At 44.1% G+C, this 18,232-nt stretch carries 16 protein-coding genes and 1 riboswitch; of the genes, 10 read left to right on the top strand and 6 right to left on the bottom strand.

Annotation, left to right across the window (positions count from 1 at the left end):
* Nucleotides 1-15: 15 nt before the first annotated feature.
* Together GFS24_RS25405 and GFS24_RS25400 are read right to left on the bottom strand one after the other, a co-directional pair.
* Nucleotides 16-1,554 carry an acyl-CoA carboxylase subunit beta gene (locus GFS24_RS25405; RefSeq protein WP_153664634.1) on the bottom strand — a complete coding sequence of 513 codons (1,539 nt, stop codon included), beginning with the start codon at nt 1,552-1,554 and terminating at the stop codon, nt 16-18.
* A 24-nt stretch (nt 1,555-1,578) separates the two neighbouring features.
* Nucleotides 1,579-2,064, bottom strand: coding sequence for a hypothetical protein (locus tag GFS24_RS25400; RefSeq protein WP_153664632.1), 486 nt, complete (start codon nt 2,062-2,064; stop codon nt 1,579-1,581).
* Between the two features lie 120 nt (nt 2,065-2,184).
* Between GFS24_RS25400 and GFS24_RS25395 the strand changes: the two genes are divergently transcribed.
* The 4 genes from GFS24_RS25395 (at nt 2,185) to GFS24_RS25380 (ending at nt 5,549) form a co-directional block, all read left to right on the top strand.
* On the top strand, nt 2,185-3,153 hold the full coding sequence (locus GFS24_RS25395; protein WP_153664630.1) for an acyl transferase: 969 nt from the start codon (nt 2,185-2,187) through the stop codon (nt 3,151-3,153).
* A gap of 37 nt (nt 3,154-3,190) precedes the next feature.
* A complete protein-coding gene (locus GFS24_RS25390; RefSeq protein WP_153664628.1) occupies nt 3,191-4,042 on the top strand; it encodes a hypothetical protein in 852 nt (283 codons plus the stop codon).
* Nucleotides 4,043-4,352: 310 nt separating this feature from the next.
* Complete coding sequence (locus GFS24_RS25385; protein WP_153664626.1) at nt 4,353-4,949, top strand: YceI family protein; 597 nt, start codon at nt 4,353-4,355, stop codon at nt 4,947-4,949.
* An 87-nt stretch (nt 4,950-5,036) separates the two neighbouring features.
* The gene (locus GFS24_RS25380; RefSeq protein ID WP_153664624.1) at nt 5,037-5,549 is read left to right on the top strand and encodes a hypothetical protein; all 513 of its coding nucleotides are present in this window, start codon (nt 5,037-5,039) and stop codon (nt 5,547-5,549) included.
* On the opposite strand, the gene GFS24_RS25375 is transcribed toward GFS24_RS25380, so the two are convergent.
* Nucleotides 5,512-7,710: a radical SAM protein gene (locus tag GFS24_RS25375; protein WP_153664622.1), complete on the bottom strand. Its 2,199-nt coding sequence runs from the start codon at nt 7,708-7,710 to the stop codon at nt 5,512-5,514. The genes GFS24_RS25380 and GFS24_RS25375 overlap by 38 nt on opposite strands.
* A gap of 95 nt (nt 7,711-7,805) precedes the next feature.
* Between GFS24_RS25375 and GFS24_RS25370 the strand changes: the two genes are divergently transcribed.
* Nucleotides 7,806-8,360 carry a TetR/AcrR family transcriptional regulator gene (locus GFS24_RS25370; RefSeq protein WP_153664620.1) on the top strand — a complete coding sequence of 185 codons (555 nt, stop codon included), beginning with the start codon at nt 7,806-7,808 and terminating at the stop codon, nt 8,358-8,360.
* 3 nt (nt 8,361-8,363) lie between these two features.
* A complete protein-coding gene (fabF, locus tag GFS24_RS25365) occupies nt 8,364-9,605 on the top strand; it encodes a beta-ketoacyl-ACP synthase II (RefSeq protein WP_153664618.1) in 1,242 nt (413 codons plus the stop codon).
* A gap of 131 nt (nt 9,606-9,736) precedes the next feature.
* Here fabF and GFS24_RS25360 read toward each other — a convergent pair whose 3' ends face one another.
* The gene (locus GFS24_RS25360) at nt 9,737-9,895 is read right to left on the bottom strand and encodes a hypothetical protein (RefSeq protein WP_153664616.1); all 159 of its coding nucleotides are present in this window, start codon (nt 9,893-9,895) and stop codon (nt 9,737-9,739) included.
* 78 nt (nt 9,896-9,973) lie between these two features.
* Between GFS24_RS25360 and GFS24_RS25355 the strand changes: the two genes are divergently transcribed.
* From GFS24_RS25355 to GFS24_RS25340, 4 genes are all read left to right on the top strand, one after another.
* A complete protein-coding gene (locus tag GFS24_RS25355) occupies nt 9,974-10,885 on the top strand; it encodes a glycoside hydrolase family 43 protein (protein WP_153664614.1) in 912 nt (303 codons plus the stop codon).
* 119 nt (nt 10,886-11,004) lie between these two features.
* Nucleotides 11,005-11,105, top strand: a riboswitch (TPP riboswitch).
* 148 nt (nt 11,106-11,253) lie between these two features.
* A complete protein-coding gene (locus tag GFS24_RS25350; RefSeq protein ID WP_153664612.1) occupies nt 11,254-11,682 on the top strand; it encodes a MauE/DoxX family redox-associated membrane protein in 429 nt (142 codons plus the stop codon).
* Between the two features lie 10 nt (nt 11,683-11,692).
* Nucleotides 11,693-12,037, top strand: a complete 345-nt coding sequence (locus GFS24_RS25345) for a hypothetical protein (protein ID WP_153664610.1) — start codon at nt 11,693-11,695, stop codon at nt 12,035-12,037.
* Nucleotides 12,022-13,104 (top strand): hypothetical protein, encoded by a 1,083-nt coding sequence (locus GFS24_RS25340; RefSeq protein ID WP_153664608.1) that lies wholly within the window; start codon nt 12,022-12,024, stop codon nt 13,102-13,104. The genes GFS24_RS25345 and GFS24_RS25340 overlap by 16 nt, the downstream gene beginning before the upstream one ends.
* A 7-nt stretch (nt 13,105-13,111) precedes the next feature.
* On the opposite strand, the gene GFS24_RS25335 is transcribed toward GFS24_RS25340, so the two are convergent.
* Together GFS24_RS25335 and GFS24_RS25330 are read right to left on the bottom strand one after the other, a co-directional pair.
* Complete coding sequence (locus GFS24_RS25335) at nt 13,112-14,479, bottom strand: RagB/SusD family nutrient uptake outer membrane protein (RefSeq protein WP_153664606.1); 1,368 nt, start codon at nt 14,477-14,479, stop codon at nt 13,112-13,114.
* Nucleotides 14,480-14,490: 11 nt separating this feature from the next.
* Nucleotides 14,491-18,003, bottom strand: a complete 3,513-nt coding sequence (locus GFS24_RS25330) for a SusC/RagA family TonB-linked outer membrane protein (RefSeq protein ID WP_153664604.1) — start codon at nt 18,001-18,003, stop codon at nt 14,491-14,493.
* Nucleotides 18,004-18,232 lie beyond the last annotated feature (229 nt).

The following is an 18,232-nucleotide window of genomic DNA, read 5'->3' as shown; positions in this document are numbered from 1 at the left end:
GCCGTTCCTATTATCTTACAAAGGAATATTTCCGTGTTTCTTCCGTGGCATGTTCACCACTTTATTCTCCAGCATCTTATATCCTTTGATCAGTTTATTCCTTGTTTCTTCTGGTAAGATCACTTCATCTATATATCCCTTTTCTGCTGCCAGGTAAGGATTAGCGAAGCGGGTAGTGTATTCTGATACCAGTTCATTCATGCGTGCTTCCGGATCCTTAGCGGCATCGATCTCTTTTTTATAAATGATCTCTACTGCACCTTTGGCTCCCATTACCGCAATTTCTGCTTGCGGGAAAGCGAAGTTGAGATCTGCGCCGATGTGTTTGGAGTTCATCACACAATAGGCGCCGCCATATGCTTTACGGGTAGTCACCGTGATCTTGGGAACGGTGGCTTCGCTGAGGGCAAAGAGCAATTTGGCGCCGTTGGTGATGATGCCATTCCATTCCTGGTCTGTGCCGGGCAAGAAACCAGGAACATCTACCAGTACTAAGAGCGGAATATTGAATGCATCGCAGAAACGGGTGAAGCGGGCTCCTTTAACGGAAGCTTTGATATCCAGTACACCGGCCAGGATAGCGGGCTGGTTAGCTACGATACCGATACTTCTTCCGGCAATGCGGGCAAAACCTACGATAATATTATCTGCGTAATCTTTGTGTACTTCCAGGAAGCTGTCTGTATCCGTGAGTTCCGTGATCACTTCCTTCATATCATAAGGCTGATTGGGATTCTCGGGGATGATGTTATTCAGTACAGGACGAACTTCATTGCCTAACTCGTAGGGATATACGGGAGCGGTATCCTCACAGTTCTGTGGCATGTAGCTGAGCATCTTTTTGATGTTCATGATACATTCCACTTCATTGGCGCAGGCAAAATGGGTGACACCACTTTTGGTAGCATGGGTATGTGCTCCGCCGAGGGCTTCTGAAGTTACTTCTTCATGTGTTACTGTTTTTACCACGTTAGGGCCGGTAACAAACATATAAGAAGTATTCTCTACCATGAGGATGAAATCCGTAATGGCAGGGGAGTAAACGGCTCCACCGGCACAGGGCCCCATGATGGCTGATATTTGCGGGATCACGCCGGAGGCGCGGGTATTGCGATAGAAGATATCTGCATAACCGGCCAGGCTTACTACTCCTTCCTGGATGCGTGCACCGCCACTGTCGTTAAGACCAATGAGGGGGGCGCCGTTTTCCATGGCGAGGTCCATGATCTTGCAGATCTTTTGGGCGTGTGGTTCTGAGAGGCTGCCACCGTATACGGTGAAGTCCTGGGAGAAAACGTACACGAGGCGTCCGTTTACGGTGCCGTATCCGGTTACTACACCATCTCCGGGGAATTGTTCCTGTTCTGCGGTTATTCCTTTGTTCCGGTTGTGTACAAACATGCCCAGTTCTTCGAAAGAGCCTTCGTCCAGAAGGAGTTGGAGCCTTTCGCGGGCTGTGAGTTTACCTTTCTTATGCTGTGAATCAATGCGTACCTGTCCACCACCCAGTTGGGCTGAGTCAATTTTGGACTGTAGTTCCTGTATTTTACTCATACGTGTAAAAATACGGAATGCGGTCTAATTGTGGATAGCTACTTTGGGAAGTATTAAAGTATCGCTGCTGTTGCCGGCATCATCCAATACAAAAACCCTGAGCTGCATGGTATCAGGATTGGTAACAGGAGGAGGGATACCATCTCTGAGGCGTGTACGAACAGGTTGTCCATTTATCAAATAGGAATCGCTTGCATATAATTGCACCTCTGCATTGATCTTAGCACCAGCATGGCTTTCCAGCCGGGGGAAGAGTACGTCAGTATAAGTAGTATCATCTGGGTTATCACGCCATAAACGCTGGTCGAACACATACATAGCACCTCTATCGTCATAATCTCCGTTACCATCTTTCAGTTCGAAGGTGTAGATCAGGAGGTCTTCTCCTTTAGCCACATCCCCTGCCGAAACAGATTTGAAAGTGAGTATAGGTTTATCGCCTTTAGGATCATCCTTTTTGCAACCCATAAAACCTATCAGTACGATGGATAAAGCTACAATTTTCTTCATATAACAAACCTACATTAAATTGACCAAAAGGCAAAGCCTCCAATATAATAAACGCTCCCTTCCCCGGGTTTGTTACATGCTATTTCGGGTATTTTAATAAGGATCGTAAATTTGCTCCCGATGAACGATTCTTTTGCAGACCGGATATTTACCACTAAGGACCCGGAAGCCCTGGTACCAGAGCTTTTCCGCTTCCAGTACCTGACCAATTCCCTCTACAGGGCATATGTGGATGCTTTGAAGATCAACCCGGCCGATGTGCAGGAGATCAGCCAGATCCCCTTTTTACCGATCCAGTTCTTCAAAACCCACCGGGTGGTCTGCGGAGAATTTGAGCCACAGGTAGTTTTTGAAAGCAGCGGCACTACGCAAACCCTTAACAGCCGCCATCTTGTTAAAGACACTGGCATCTATACACGAAGTTTTATGGAAGCTTTCCGTCAGTTCTATGGGCCGGTGGAAGACTTTGTGGTACTGGGCCTGCTGCCATCTTACCTGGAAAGGCAAAACTCTTCTCTTGTGTACATGGTGCAGGAAATGATCCAGCGCAGCGGGAAAGGGGAAAGCGGGTTTTACCTGTATGAACATGAAAAGCTGGCGGAAACGCTGCAGGCTTTGAAACAACCGGTATTGCTGATCGGCGTTACGTTTGCCTTGCTGGATTTTGCAGAACGTTACAAGCTTGATCTGAGTAATGTGATCGTGATGGAAACGGGTGGTATGAAAGGCCGCAGGGAAGAATGGACGCGGGAAGAACTGCATGCTTATTTAAAAGAAAGGCTGGGTGTGCAAACGATCCATGCGGAATATGGCATGACGGAATTGCTCAGCCAGGCTTATTCCAAAGGGGAGGGGATCTTCCGCTGCCCGCCCTGGATGAAAGTATTGGTGCGGGACGAGAATGATCCTTTTCAATTGTATTCCGCCAATGCTTCTGGTGTGATCAATGTGGTAGATATGGCCAATATTCACTCCTGTGCCTTCATTGCTACGGATGATATCGGCAGGCTGCATGCAGATGGCAGCTTTGAAGTATTGGGTCGAATGGACCATTCTGCTTTAAGGGGTTGTAGTTTAATGGTGAATTAAGATAATATGTTTATCTTTCCGGCAGAATCCTTATCCTATGAAAAGACTGTTGCTGCTGGCCTTCGTATTTTTTTTCTGCATGCCAGTCATGCAGGCCCAGTTATTGAAAAAGATAATGGGCAAACAAAAGGAGAAAACGGAAGAAACGGAAGAGATAGATGAATCCTTTCCACAGGCCCGGCCTAAATCCACAGAAGTAAATCCTACGCTGATCATCGGTGGCGATGAAAAGGTACGCATTGATTCCTCTTACGAATATGATATGGCGGTGTACCAGGAGAGTGAAGCTTTCCAGGGTAACCAGCGTGTGATAGATGGCGGGGAAGATATTGTGATCTACTACAGCAGTACGGAAGCTACTTTTTGCATTCAACTGAGCAGCCGGAGTACAGGCACGAAATATCATTTTTACGGAGACTTTGGCAGGGAATCCCAACTAATGCTGGCGGGAGTTGGCGGTATTGCCAGCGGGGATAAGATCAAACTGGAATTGCAGGGCATGGAACCTGTGTATCCCGGTGAGATTGGTTACCTCAGCCAGTTGCAGCGTACGGGTTCCAAGAAAGTGATCTCCGGCGTGGCTTGTGAAGAATATGTGGCCCATAACCTGCGCAGGGACCCAAGAGTAGTGAATACCAATCATGCAAAAGTAACGGCGTATGTGTGGATACCCATGGACCCGCATTCTGTTTTCCCCGGTTACAGCCTGATGCCCAACCATTTTAAAATGCAGATAGAAAAGATGCGGATCGAGGGTTCTTATCCGCCGGTGGTGATGCCATTGGAAATGTTCCTGGAATATGGGAATGGCGATAAGGTGTATACCTATACTACGATGATCATTGTAAATGAGAGGAGGAAAGTGATGCTGACCGATATAAATAAGTAGCAGCCAGGGAGGCCTGGCTGCTACTGGTTTCCGTTGCATCTTTTAATTGCTAACAGGGTAGTCTGGATATTGGAGCCTGCAAACCTATGGTAGAAAGGCCCTGCGGCAAATAATACAGGATTAGGATGGCGAAATCCTAGCACTAAAGTAATAGCTGAATTGCAAAACATATGGTAAATGTTTGTGAAGTAAATGTGAAAATTGGGATTAGTCCACAGGACTGATAGAGAATTATGTATTTTAATGTAAATTCGTAAAATTAGAGGCACAATTAAATCTTAAACCACACACACTATCACACTATCACACTATGCAACGATTAGCGGCATTTTTACTTATCGGAGGTGCAACCATCCTCGCGTCTTTTACCAACCCTGTTGCTACTGTTTACTCGGTAGATAATTCCCAAAGTTCCCTTAGCTGGACGGCTAAGAAGGTAACTGGTTCACATACAGGTACTATTTCTGTTTCTTCCGGCAAACTGGAAGTGGACAATAATGTATTAAAGGGCGGAAATTTCCAACTGGATACCCGTAGTATCACTGTTACGGATATTAAGGATGCCGGTATGAATGGTAAATTACTGGGTCACCTGAAAAGTGATGATTTCTTTTCTGTTGAGAAACATCCTTCTGCGAGTTTCGTGATCACCGGCGCAACGGCTAAAGGTGGTGGAAATTATGATGTAACGGGTAATCTTACTATCAAGGGTATTACCAAAGCTATTTCTTTCCCTGCTACTGTAACAGTGGCTGGTGGTAAAGCAACTGCTAAAGCTACTATCAAGGTAGACCGTACTAAATTCGATATCAAATATCGTTCTAACAACTTCTTTGAGAACCTGGGCGATAAAGCGATCTATGATGATTTTGAACTGGATGTAACGCTGGTAGCTAACGCACAGTAAATTAATTATTATAAAGGGGCTGTATCAGAAGTATGATGCAGCCCTTTTTTATTCAGGTAGCTGGTTACCTTTTTGATATAGCCCCCAATGAAAACACAGGCCGGCATATATAATATGATCCCCAATCTCATCTGGACGGTGCTGCATTTGACGCCTGTTGTTATTTATTGTTATGCTCTCTTCCCCATGGTGTTTGTTTTTTTGGGAATTAGTGTGGCCGGGGCTTTCTTACCACTTCGTTTATTTCAATTAGGAAATGATACACGGATCTATAAAAAGATCGGTATTGTGTATATCCGGCGGTATGCGCAGGATGGAGATGTGATCAATAAGCTGATCCGTAAAAGGTTTCCGGATTATAAGGTGATCTTACGGCCGCAGCATTATATTTCCCGTTCGTATATGAATGAACGTTTTCATTTGCTGTTGCTGGTGTTCTTCCTGTTGCTTACCGGGCATGCTTTATGGAATGGCGCGCCTGGATGGGCTTTGCTTTTTGTTTTCAGCAATGTAATGTACAATCTCTATCCCATGTTCCTGCAGCAATATAACCGCATCCGCATCAAAGCTTCAGCAGGCCGTATTTATAGAGGGAATTAACGGGTTTGTTATCCCAGAATAGTTCAAAATCCTCCAGCCCTGCGGCTTCATAACTTTCCATTACTTCCTGCAACGTATAGGTTTTGGGGTTAGTAATAGATAATTTCTCCAGCATGCCTGCAAACCATTGGCCGTGTGATTGATTCACACTGATGGCGTACTTTTCTTTTTTATCCTGGAAGGTGAAGGAGGTCATTTCCCAATGATTACCTTTCTTGGATTTAGTGAAGTTTTCTACTGCTGGTTTTCTTCCTAACCAAACGATCTTGGCGGTTGGTTTGGGAGTTACGAACTGATCTTCCAGCAGTGCGTTCTCTATATAATCAGGGGGGATCTTTGTTTTGGGGACTTTAAACTCAAACCACTTCTGCAGAGGATCATCGAGGCAAATGCCATGCATGAAGTTGAGCAGTGATTTCTTTAAACCGAAACTGAAGAGTTCGTGTTCTGCGCCGGTTTCATCTATATGTACAATATCATTATTGGCGAAGGTGCCGATGGCTTCTGTTTCTTTCTTTACCATGAACTTCTCCGGATTCAATCCTACAGGGCTGTGGGCCGTCATGGTGAATAAATGCCAGAAGGCAGATTGCAGGATGCCTGCTTTGAACATCTGGCGCACCATTTCCAGAGAGTCAATTGTTTCCTGTGCTGTTTGTGTGGGGAAGCCATACATCAGATAAGCATGCACCATGATGCCGGCTTCTGTGAAATTCCTGTTCACCTGTGCTACCTGCGAAACGGTGATCCCTTTCTGGATCATTTCTAATAAACGGTCTGAGGCTACTTCCAGGCCGCCGGATATAGCAATACAGCCGGATGCTTTTAAGAGGAAACAAAGATCGCGGGTGAAACTTTTCTCGAAGCGTACATTCGTCCACCAGCTTACTGTTAGTTTTCTTTTCAGTATTTCCAGTGCTAGTGCGCGCATTAAAGCAGGTGGCGCTGCTTCATCCACAAAGTGGAATCCGTTCTGGCCGGTTTGCTTTACGATCTCTTCCATCCTGTCGCACAGCAGGGAAGCGGCGATGGGTTCATAGAGGCGGATGTAATCCAGTGAGATATCGCAGAAAGTACATTTGCCCCAATAGCAGCCATGTGCCATGGTGAGTTTATTCCATCTGCCGTCACTCCACATGCGGTGCATGGGGTTCACTACTTCTATGGCAGAGATATATTGATCCAGTAGGAAATCACTGTAGTCGGGTGTGCCTACCTGGCCTTGTTTATAATCGGTGCAGGCTTTGTTGTTAAAGTACGTCACCACACCATCTACCAGCGTGAAGGTGCGTTTTAATTCTGTGATGTCTTTCTTTCCTTCCACATGTGCGATGAGATTTTCTACGGGTGCTTCACCATCATCCAGTGTGATGAAATCGTAGAATTCAAATACGCGCGGGTCTGATAAAGAGCGGAGTTCTGTGTTGGCGAATCCGCCACCCATGGCTATTTTAACGTTGGGATAATGGGCTTTGATCCATTGGCCGCAACGTAAAGAAGTGTAGAGGTTACCGGGAAAGGGTACCGAAATAGCCACCATTTTAGGCTGTACGGTTTCCATCCTTGCCTGCAATATATTGATCAGGATCTGGTCAATGAAGGTGTATTCCTGCTGCAGGGCTTCGTATAATTCATCAAAACTATTTGCGGAGCGGGCCAGTCTTTCTGCATAACGGCTGAATCCGAAATGTTCATCCACGCATTCCATGATGAGGTCGGATAGATCTTCCAGGTACATGGTGGCCAGGTGTTTGGCTTTGTCCTGATTGCCCATGGAGCCAAATGCCCAGGTGAGGTCTTCCAGTTGTTCAAAGCGGCTGGCTTCGGGGAGTAAGTCCCGTTTGCAGATACGATGGGCGAGTGTGGGATTCCTTCCCTGCAGGAACTGGATCACGTCATCTACGGTGTAGATGTAATCTTCCTGGAGGGAAACGATGCGGGCGGCGTTATCTGAGAGCGTTTTCTCCTGGCTGTTAATGAGTGCGAAAAGCTGTTCCAGGCCTTTTTTGGAGAATAAAGCAAGGGTTACTTCAATGCCAAGGTCGGCCTGAAAAGAAGAAATATTCTTGGTATTCAGAAAGCCTTTCAGGTAAGCTGTAGCCGGATAGGGCGTATTCAGCTGTGTAAAAGGCGGAGTAATCAGGAAAACAGAAGCACTCAAATCGGTCGTTTTAAAGTGCAAAACTAACCCTTATTAATTTAAGCTTTGTATACTTACTGGTAAGTAAGTATCTTTGTGCCTCATAATACGGGAATATGTCAGATACAAAAGACAAAATTGTAACGTTGGCAGACCATCTTGTAAGGACCAAAGGGTTCAATGCCTTTAGTTATAAAGACATTGCGGACCCCATGGAGATAAAGAATGCGGCCATTCATTATCATTTTCCTGCCAAAGCAGACCTGGGGATCTGTGTGATCGACAATGAGATCGACAAGTTCAGGGAAAGTGTGGAAAAATGGAGGAAATTACCGGAGGACAAGCAGCTGACCAAACTGGTGGAGGTATTTCACCGTCATGGTACGAATGGGTTTATCTGTTTAATGGGTTCCCTGGCGCCTGATTTTGAAACGTTTACAGATCCCATGAAAGCCAAAGTACAGGAAATGGGGAATGTTATTGTGAGCTGGATCACTGGCTGCCTGGAGAACGGGCGTGCGGGCAAGCGCTTCCATTTTGAAGGGGAAGCATATGACCGGGCTTTGCTCATCATTACTAATTTACAATCATCACTTATATTATCGAGAGTATTGGGGCCATCCGTCTTCAACCGGGTAAGCAACAGGATCTTAAAAGACTTAAAGCCATAAACTATGAAAAGAGTTGTTGTAACAGGACTTGGAGCCGTCACCCCGATCGGAAACGATGTAAATTCCTTCTGGGAATCATTAATATCCGGTAAAAGTGGTTCGGCCATCATTCAACGTTTTGATGCATCCCGTTTCAGGACCCGTTTTGCATGTGAGTTGAAAGACTTCAATGCAGCGGACTTTTTAGATAAAAGCGATTTCCGTAAAACAGATCCCTTTACCCAATATGCACTGGTGGCTTCTAACCAGGCCATCAAAGATTCCGGGCTGGATTTTTCCGGTATGGATCCTTTTGCTACAGGTGTGATCTGGGGTTCAGGTCAGGGAGGGATGCAAACTTTTGAAGAGCAGGTAACGGAATATGTGGAAGGTGGTTTCAATCCGCGTTTTTCTCCTTATTTCGTGCCGAAGCTGATCACCAATATGGCTTCCGGCATGATCTCCATGCAGCATGGGTTGATGGGGATCAACTATACTACTGTCTCTGCCTGTGCTACTTCCAATACGGCTATTATGGATGCACTGAACTATATCCGTTTGGGTAAAGCGAAAGTGATCATCACCGGAGGTTCTGAAGCGCCGATTACACCGGCATCGGTGGGTGGTTTTTGTGCGATGAAAGCGATGTCCATCAGGAATGATGATCCGGCTACAGCTTCAAGGCCTTTTGATATTAGCCGGGATGGATTTGTGATGGGAGAAGGGGCTGGTGCTTTGGTGCTGGAAGAATATGAACATGCTAAAGCACGTGGTGCAAAGATATATGCAGAAGTTGCAGGGGCTGCTATGACGGCAGATGCTTATCATATGACGGCTACACATCCTGAAGGGCTGGGTGCTTTGCAGGCTATGAAATTTGCTTTGGAAGATGGAGAGTTGAATGTAGAAGATGTGAGTTATTTGAATGCACATGCTACTTCTACGCCTGTTGGTGATCTGAGTGAGATCACGGCTATCCGTAAATTGTTTGGTTCATCGCCGGATAATTTACATGTGAGTGCTACGAAATCCATGACGGGGCATTTATTAGGAGCAGCAGGTGCTATTGAAGCGATTGCGAGTATTATGAGTATTCAGAAAGGGATTATTCCGCCTACTATTAATACGGAGAACCTGGATCCTGCTATTCCTGCGGGTTTGCAGATTGTGTTAGGTTCCGCTGTTGAAAAGGAAGTGAAGGTGGCGATGAGTAATACTTTTGGTTTTGGGGGGCATAATGGGATTGTGGTGTTTAAGAAGATGTGATAATGGCTGTCTTTGATGCTGAGTTTAATAGCTGCAGGTTTTAGTTTGATGCCTTTGGTGTAAAAGCCATTCAATCATAAAAAAGCCCCGATGGATTCCATCGGGGCTTTGTGTTTTAATACAGTTATTTATCAGCTGCCTCTTGCACCGCCTGTTTTAATAGGCTTCTTTGCAACATTCGCTTGTTTGTTCGGTTTCATAAAGGAGGAGCCGGCTCCGGGAATCGCATTCTTAGCCTGCTTATTATCCTTTTTGCCGCCTTTCTTGTTACTGTTATTTAATAATGACATAGCTTTTAGAATTGGTGCAAAACAAATATAGGAAAATGCTGCTCAATTTTGCAGGTATATTCTATTATCTTTATTCGTATGAATACCAGATACTTACTGCTGTGGGTGTTGTTCATTTCTACAGCAGTCAATGCCCAGACCCTCACAAACCCGGTACTGGACAAAGATTTCGCCGATCCCACGGTGATCAGCATTGACGGAAAGTACTACGCTTATGCCACACAGGGCCGCGGTCATATCCAGGTGTCTGTTTCTACTGATATGCAGCATTGGAGTGAGCCAGGGGACGCACTTCCGGTAAAACCGGTTTGGGCCGATAAACATTTCTGGGCACCGCATGTGATCTATGACGCCGCCATGAAGAAATATGTGCTTTTCTATTCCGGGGAGTCTATTGCGCCGGAAACCGGCAAGTGTTTGGGGGTGGCTTATGGCGATCAGCCGGAAGGGCCTTTTACAGATAAAGGAACACCCCTGCTTTGCGGGGAGGGATTCGAAAACATTGATCCTATGGCTTTTGTGGATCCGCAAACAGGGAAAAAACTCCTGTATTGGGGTTCTGGTTTCAAACCTATCAAAGTGCAGGAAATGACGGCGGACTGGTCTGATTTTAAAAAGGGCTCTAAGCCGGTGCCGGTAGTTTGGCCGGGAAAGGAAAAGAATTATACCCGGTTGATAGAAGGCGCATGGCTGGATTATCATGATGGGAAATATTACCTCTATTATTCTGGTGATAATTGCTGTGGGGTGGATGCAAATTATGCGGTGCTGGTATCAAGGGCAGATCATGCGGAAGGGCCTTTTGAGAGTCATGGTGTGATATTGGAAAAGGATAGCGTATGGCTGGCGCCGGGGCATAATTCTGTTTTTAAAGATGCGCAGGGAAATAACCGGATCGCGTATCATGCTATTCATCGCGGGAAGGGGGGAGGAAGAGTGTTTTGTATTAAACCGCTGGTGTATAGTAATGGATGGCCGGTGGTGAAATGATGCACAATTTGTAGAAATAAATTCCGTCTGAAAACAGCTGTAGTGGCTAATCTGATTGAATATCAGTGCAGTGTGTAAGGCTGTTTTTCTGGCACAATTCTTTATATATAATATTCAGAGGTTTCTTACAGAGGTGGTTTGATAACATGCAGACCTGAGATCATACTCTTAGCACCTGATCTGGATAATACCAGCGTAGGAAAACAAGAAAACTTCAGAGGCTCCGGAAACCCCGGAGCCTTTTTTTATAAAGTTTTCCTTTCAGCGGCTCTGCAATGTTGGTTTATTACCCACTGCTTTCACACAACAGCCGTAGTTCGTATATTTCAGTAGAGATCCATTAAAGACAACAGAACTTCCCACATCTTATGGGTAAAAAGATCATCATCCAGGTAATTGTAGCCCTGTTTGTTATCCTATGGGTATATACAGGTTATAATAAATTGGTGGAATACGAAGAATTCAGGATCACATTAGGGCGTTCTCCTTTTATTCAGCCCCTGGCTGGTTTTATTGCAGTGGTGCTTCCTACGGGGGAATTATTGCTGGCGCTCCTACTGGTGATCCCTAAAACACGGCTATTAGGATTGTACCTGTCCTTTGTGACAATGACATTATTTACCGGGTACATCTGGTTAATGCTGCAATATGCTTCAGACCTGCCTTGCAGTTGCGGAGGGGTGTTGGAAATGATGGACTGGGATGATCATTTGCTATTTAACGCGGCATTTACCGTTGCGGCGTTGGTGGCAATTGTTCTATCCATTATGAGGAAGAGGAAATTATCAATTACCTAAATCGTTCCGTATGAAACGTCTGAATTTAATGGCCATCATTGCGCTGTTAACACTGTTGACGGCTGCATCTGTGCAAGCCGGTGTATTTAAGGGAAAGGCCAGGTTGCAATGTTCTACCAATGACTATTCCAGCCTTCAATATCAAATGACTTCCAATGCCAGTTATCAATTGCTGATGGCAGATGATTTTTGCATTCCGGATATCTGTATCTATAATTACCGGTTGGCCATGCCTTCTACGGTTCAGGTCTGTAATTCCGGGGATTTTATCTGCTGTATCAGAATTATACCAGCAGATCTTTTCTGCCCGCCGTCTGCGCCTATTAGAGCAAAAGTAATATGCAAACCATTCTAAGCGGGAAACGGATATTTAAAGATGGATATATTCTGCTGGCACTGCTATTTGTATTAAGTATAACCACGCTATTCCTGTTGTTCCTGTTTTCTACTGTTCCTAACAGGCAGCTGAATGGGTTTAACAGAAAATTTACTGTAGCAAACGCAGTGCAGATAAGAGCCATTAAACTGGATATACCTTTGAAAGGTATTTGCGGCATTACGACACATAAGATCTATTTCACGGTGCCCAATCTTAATTGGGTCATCAGCATGCGTAGTGATCTGGGGAAGACTGATCCTATTTACCTGGGGATGAAAATTACCTCCGGATTAGACAGGGTAAATAAAATAATAGTTGATTCCCCTAATGTGTTCTTCTTTGATCTGAACGAACATTCCCTATACAAAGGAAGGCTGGGGACTGGAATGAGTGACACTGTCCGTTTTCAGACGAATATTTTTTCAAAGGCGGAACTCCTGTCTGATCGGACTGCGCTTATTATTGGTATTGACAGCAGTAATATAAAGCAGGACCTTCTGAAAGTAGACCTGAATAGTGGAGAGGTGATTGCCAGGCTGCCATTAAAGGGTGCTGTTAATTCCGGTGGTTTTGAAAATGATGTTATGCTCAGGTATGATCCGGGCACCAGCAGTATATTCCTAATAGAATATTTCAGGAATAACATCTTCCGGCTGGATACAGGTTTACAGCTGAGCTATTCCTGGCGTACCATTGATACCGTTGGTGCCAATAGGATAGCTTTTGAGTCAGTGAACATCAAAGGAGAGGAAACCTTTATGCCTTCCACACCAAGGGTAGCTATCAATAGGGATGCGGTAGCGTCCGGAAAGCATTTATTCATCAGGTCGGCATTGAAAGCAGATAATGAGGCGTCCGGCAACTTCAGGAATAGTGCGGTTATTGATGTGTATGAAACAAACAATGGAAGTTATAGTGGTAGTTTTTATATCCCTGACCAGCAGGGAGAAAAGTTGCAGTCTTTTATTATCAGGGACAGCGTAATTACAGCCTTGTTCGTTACCTATGTTGTAAACCTTCAGCTTCCTCCGGAGTTTAGGTAGATGGTGGTTACCAGCCTTCGTTTTGCTTCATGCCGGTTTGGGCGATAATATCATCCGGAAGAGGGAGGGTATATTTATAACTGTTAGGCTCAAGGGTGTACTTTATTCCGGCAACAGTTCTGGTGATGGTTTTTCTAAACCGGGGGTCCTTGTTTAATCTTCTCAGATCGGTCCATCTGGATCCGCGTAGGATGAGTTCCTTTCTCCTTTCTGTGAGTATCAGGTCCAGGGCATTTTTCTCGGTATTTGCTTTCAGCGGTTTAAAGGTCCCTTCTTTCCATCTGTTCTCCAGCAGGAAATTCAGATCCTGCATCGCTGCCTCCAGGTTGCCGGATCTGGCATAACACTCAGCTCTTGTTAAATACAGTTCGTCGGTTGCAATACCGCAGTATAGTTCTGTGGAGTTATCATTATAGTTTCCTTTAAAGGTGATGCCGGGGCCTGATCTCCTGAAGAAAATGGTTTTCCGCAGGTCTTTTTCATCATATAGGTCATACAGATCAGGATCGATTAAATATTGGGTAGTAAGATAACTTTCTGATGCGGTTGCATACATTGTTTCATGATAGATCACTTCACCATTCAATGCACCCATGTAACCATTTTCTGTATTTATGTAATTATAATTCAGTAAACTCCCGGATATTTTGAGGGCTTTATCCGCATAAGAAAAAGCACTGTCATATCTATTGGATGACAGATATATTCTGGATAGTAATCCATATGCAGCTGCTTTGCTTGCCCCCGTACGGGTAGCTACAGTATTGGGCAGCAGGGATGCAGCTTCTTTTGTGTCAAGTAATATTCTTTCATACGTTTCCCGCAAGGAGGCCCTGGTAGTAGGAGACTTAAGATCCGTGCTTAGCTTAAGGGGGATACCGGGATCTTTATCCAATGTTTGCCAGTTAAAGACGGGAGCATAGGTTTGTGCGAGGAAGTAGAAGGCAGAAGCTCTGTTGAATAGGGCTTGCCCTTTTATATTATTGAATTCTTCTTTTTCCTTTCCTGATAGTGATCGTAGTTTATGCAATTCTTCCAGGATCAGGTTGATGGTAAATATCCTGTAATAGATGGTTTGCCAGTTCCCATTGCCATAATAAGTATAGGCTTTGGACCAGGTGTATGCATTTCTTTCGGCATTAGAACCAGTTAGCCATGCCTCTTGTGAAATGTAATAACCGTCAGATGCTATTTCTCCCAGGGAGGGTATGCCGGCATTTATGATAATACGATTGTTCAATAAAACCTGGAAATCCTCCAGAGAATCTGGTGTTTCCTGTTTTGCATCCGCTTTTATATCCAGCCATTTTTCATTGCAGCTAAAGGAACTTGTTACAGCAAGGAACAGTATCAATAAAAGTATAAGTTTTTGCATAGCTGTTTTTTTTAGAATTTTATATTCGCCCCCAGGGTATAATTCCTGGGTACGGGCATATTGTTTTCCCCTGAAGCGGGATCGATATTATATTTATTTGCTCTCCAGATAATACCCATATTATTTGCCAGGAAGTATAGGTTTACTGTGCTTTTTGCCAGCTTATTGATCCGCCTGAGGGGTAATAAATAATCTATCCTTATATCCTGCAGCCTGATATGATCCGCTTTTTCTACAGTTACTTCAGAGCGTTGGTAAAAATTATCCCGGGATGGGGTAAACATAGTTGGCATGGAAGGAACATTAGTGATCAATTCGTCTCCTGGTTTTTGCCATCTGTAGATATAATCTGAATGCCCATATCCATTCATCAATAAGCTGGAATAGGAGAGGGATTGCCGTCTGAAATAATAGTCAAATCTATATAGGATGTTGCAAGACAGGGTAAATCGTTTCCACGTAAATGAATTAAGAACGTAGCCAAAGAATTTAGGGTTGGATGGTCCGTGATAGACGAGGTCCTCAGGCTTGGTGTTAGACCCATTCATGACAAAATTATAAGGGAGGATAGTGTTTCCTACATAACCTTGGGGCCCTCCGCTAATTGAGTCCAGCCCTCCCCATTTGTAACTATAGATGCCGTACAGTGGTTTCCCTATATTTGGGCTTGTGCCAAAGAGTAAGTTGGCTACAGTTGGCGGCATATTATGGCCGGTTACTTTATCTGTATTATAGCTAAACGTTGCCATTGTAGTCCATATGAACGGAATCTTTATATTGATGGTCTTGAGGGTAATATCTATTCCTTTCCCTTTCATGGTGGCAGCGTTGCCCAGATACTGGCTGAACCCGGACGTTGTTTCTATGCTGATGGGACTGATCAGGTCTTTTACATCCCTGAAATACCAATCGGCACTGCCTTCTATTCGTTTACCTTTGCTTTTGAAATCTATTCCTATATTTATAATGGCTGATCTTTCCCATTTTAGATAAGGGTTGGGAGGTGTTGTTATCGAAGCTGATCTTAATCCTGTAAGGCTCTGCGGATCATACGAATATTCCATGATGGCATGGGAGCTGATGTCGTTTTTCATGTTTCCTGTATATCCGTATGACGTTCTTATTTTTAAGAGATCCAACCATTGTATGTCATAAAAATCTTCCTTTGAAATGTTCCAGCCTAACCCGACGGACCATAAAGGGATCAGCTGGTTGTTGGCTTTTACACCAAAAAAATTTGCTCCGTCTTGCCGAACGGTTACATCAGCAAAGTATTTACCCTCTAGTTCCTGGGATAAGATCGCATAGTAGCTGATGAACCTGTTAATTGTGCTAATGTCAGCAGTTTGTGCGCCTGGTATCTGGTCTGTTATGTTTTGATTGCCTCTTAGCTTATATTGTTTGCTGAAATCAATCCAGTTGTTAGCGCCATATTGCCTGCTGGAGGTCCGGTTAAATTGAGTTTCGCTGAGCTCAACACCAGCCTTTACATCCAGTTCATTATTTTTCCCCCAGATTTTCTGATAAGTGAGTTGACTTCTTAGATTTATTGTATTTTCTATGGCAAAGGTTTGATCCAGTACATCTCCTGAAGGAATGGGAGAGGAGCTATCTTCGCCCTTAAATTGATTTATCAGGTTCCGGGTATAGAAAGTATGGATATTATTTAATATGCGGGTATCTCCTGTTGATCGCTGGTACTGAAATCTGGTATCCAGTGTAAATCCTTTGAGGAGTGTATACTTTATGGCTCCTCCCAATCGTATGTCTAATTCTTCCATCTTATCGTCCCTGAATTGTTGTTCATCTAATGGCTTATAGCGCCAGTCCATCAAGGATGGGTACCGTGCGGTATCCACATATGCCATGCGGTATTCGTGGGGGATGGCCAAAGAATTGCCAGCTGCATCTGCCAGCATGGAGTATGGCATCATGCCACCGATGGGTATGGCGTTCCTGGATGTATAGAGCTGGGTATATGCGATATATGTAGTGATCCCCAGTTTCGAACTGGGATTGAAGCTGTTATCAAATCTGAAAGTGAATCTTTCAGATTCATCACCTTTGGCGGATGAAGTACTTTTGTTATAACCAATAGAACTAAAATAGTGCATACGCTTACGGCCACCGGATATGCTTAATGCATATTGCCTGTTGACACTATTCTGCAGGAAATACTTATTGAGATCATCCCTCACGTCATGTTTGGCATAGGCTGCAATCTTTTCCGCTGCATCGGCTTGTGAAATACTTCCTTTCCTGGCTGCCAGGAGTAATTCTACTACCTCTGGTAGCGCGGGGAATGCTTGCATGTCTGGATAGACATCATCATAACGATTATAGAGACCTTTATTAAAAAGAACCTGCTGGGCCTCAACTGTTGTTTCCGGAGAGGTCTGTGGGATGGAAGAAAGATCAGGTCTTTCCCCAATAGTGAGACTTGCATTTAACAAAATGCGCATCGGTTGGTTATAATCCCCTTTTTTGGTTTTAATTACCATTACACCGTTGCTTGACCTGGCCCCCCATATTGCAGCTGCTGCGGCATCTCTGAGAATGGTAATACTTTCTACATCATCAGGAGATAAGTAATTGAGAAAGACAGGAACTGTAGAAATCTCATTATAGGGGAAGTTGTCGATTATTATTAAGGGATACTGGTTGCCATATATGGTTGAATTACCTCTGATAGAAAATGGGGTTCTACCCGGTATTCCGGCGTCCGGAGATGTATTAGCCACCCCGGGTGCAGTATTAATTATTCTATCTAATAGATTGGCCGAGGTTGTTCTATTGATTAACTTGTTATCCAATTTACCAATGGATCTTGTTTCCTCAAGTTCATGCTTTTCCTGATATCCGTCTGAAGATACTTCGAATCCTTTAAGTGTGTTTATTTTTTTTGCTAACCGGATTTCATTCCTGATGTCTTTTATGGTTACCTCTCTTGTTTCGTATCCCATATAACTGATACGGACCTTTTCTGTGGGCATTACATCTTTCAGGGAGAAAATTCCAAAGTTGTCTGTAGTGGTTGCTTTTCTCGTTTTCTTTGTAATAACAGATGCTCCTATAATGGGGCAATTTTCTTCGTCTATGACTTTATGTGTCACTTCTACGAGCCTGTCTGATGGGGCTTTGGGTGGGTCTGCGGTAGTTTGTGGAATTGAACTTCCCTCCTGTGTTTTATCCTTCTTAGAAATCCTCACCTTGTTATCATCCAGGTAATCCCAGTATAAACCGGTGCCGTTAAATAGATGGATGAGTGCCTTTTGAACTGGCATATTATCAAAAGAAGTGATTACTATCCTTTTGGGGTTCACTTCCCGATGATTGTAATTAAAGCGCAGCTTTGTTTGTGCTTCGATTGAGTCAAGCACTACTTTAAGTGTGTTAGTGACCTTTATGGTGACGAGTCTTTCACCAGGGCCGGTTTGCCCATAAGTTTTAAAGGAAAGCAAGAGCAGAATGATGGCTCCGGCAAGTTTTGGTACAAGGAATAACTCCCTGGCAAGCGTACTCATGTTTTAGTTTTTCGAAGAAGTAATGACTCTTGACATAGAAGAAAGGCAGGTACGTTAAAAAGGAGAAAATGGTACAATGGATAAAGGTTAGACGAATCATACTTTACCTTCCTATTCATAGCGTATAAGACACTTAAATAGGGAAAAGGTGACGTGGAAGCGATGATCTTTTTCAGGAAAAAAATAAGATCAAAATTTCATGATTATTCTGCGTCTTTTAACGAGCATT

The organism is Chitinophaga sp. SYP-B3965, assembly GCF_009647655.1.
GTDB lineage: Bacteria > Bacteroidota > Bacteroidia > Chitinophagales > Chitinophagaceae > Chitinophaga.
The sequence above is the reverse complement of the archived record's forward strand: the minus strand, read 5'-3'. Positions and strand labels throughout refer to the sequence as shown.

What these genes read in the sequence shown, in the direction of transcription:
- GFS24_RS25405 (WP_153664634.1), bottom strand. Translation starts at nt 1,554, where the DNA reads ATGAGTAAAATACAGGAACTACAGTCCAAAATTGACTCAGCCCAACTG.
- GFS24_RS25400 (WP_153664632.1), bottom strand. Translation starts at nt 2,064, where the DNA reads ATGAAGAAAATTGTAGCTTTATCCATCGTACTGATAGGTTTTATGGGT.
- GFS24_RS25395 (WP_153664630.1), top strand. Translation starts at nt 2,185, where the DNA reads ATGAACGATTCTTTTGCAGACCGGATATTTACCACTAAGGACCCGGAA.
- GFS24_RS25390 (WP_153664628.1), top strand. Translation starts at nt 3,191, where the DNA reads ATGAAAAGACTGTTGCTGCTGGCCTTCGTATTTTTTTTCTGCATGCCA.
- GFS24_RS25385 (WP_153664626.1), top strand. Translation starts at nt 4,353, where the DNA reads ATGCAACGATTAGCGGCATTTTTACTTATCGGAGGTGCAACCATCCTC.
- GFS24_RS25380 (WP_153664624.1), top strand. Translation starts at nt 5,037, where the DNA reads ATGAAAACACAGGCCGGCATATATAATATGATCCCCAATCTCATCTGG.
- GFS24_RS25370 (WP_153664620.1), top strand. Translation starts at nt 7,806, where the DNA reads ATGTCAGATACAAAAGACAAAATTGTAACGTTGGCAGACCATCTTGTA.
- fabF (WP_153664618.1), top strand. Translation starts at nt 8,364, where the DNA reads ATGAAAAGAGTTGTTGTAACAGGACTTGGAGCCGTCACCCCGATCGGA.
- GFS24_RS25360 (WP_153664616.1), bottom strand. Translation starts at nt 9,895, where the DNA reads ATGTCATTATTAAATAACAGTAACAAGAAAGGCGGCAAAAAGGATAAT.
- GFS24_RS25355 (WP_153664614.1), top strand. Translation starts at nt 9,974, where the DNA reads ATGAATACCAGATACTTACTGCTGTGGGTGTTGTTCATTTCTACAGCA.
- GFS24_RS25350 (WP_153664612.1), top strand. Translation starts at nt 11,254, where the DNA reads ATGGGTAAAAAGATCATCATCCAGGTAATTGTAGCCCTGTTTGTTATC.
- GFS24_RS25345 (WP_153664610.1), top strand. Translation starts at nt 11,693, where the DNA reads ATGAAACGTCTGAATTTAATGGCCATCATTGCGCTGTTAACACTGTTG.
- GFS24_RS25340 (WP_153664608.1), top strand. Translation starts at nt 12,022, where the DNA reads ATGCAAACCATTCTAAGCGGGAAACGGATATTTAAAGATGGATATATT.
- GFS24_RS25335 (WP_153664606.1), bottom strand. Translation starts at nt 14,479, where the DNA reads ATGCAAAAACTTATACTTTTATTGATACTGTTCCTTGCTGTAACAAGT.
- GFS24_RS25330 (WP_153664604.1), bottom strand. Translation starts at nt 18,003, where the DNA reads ATGAGTACGCTTGCCAGGGAGTTATTCCTTGTACCAAAACTTGCCGGA.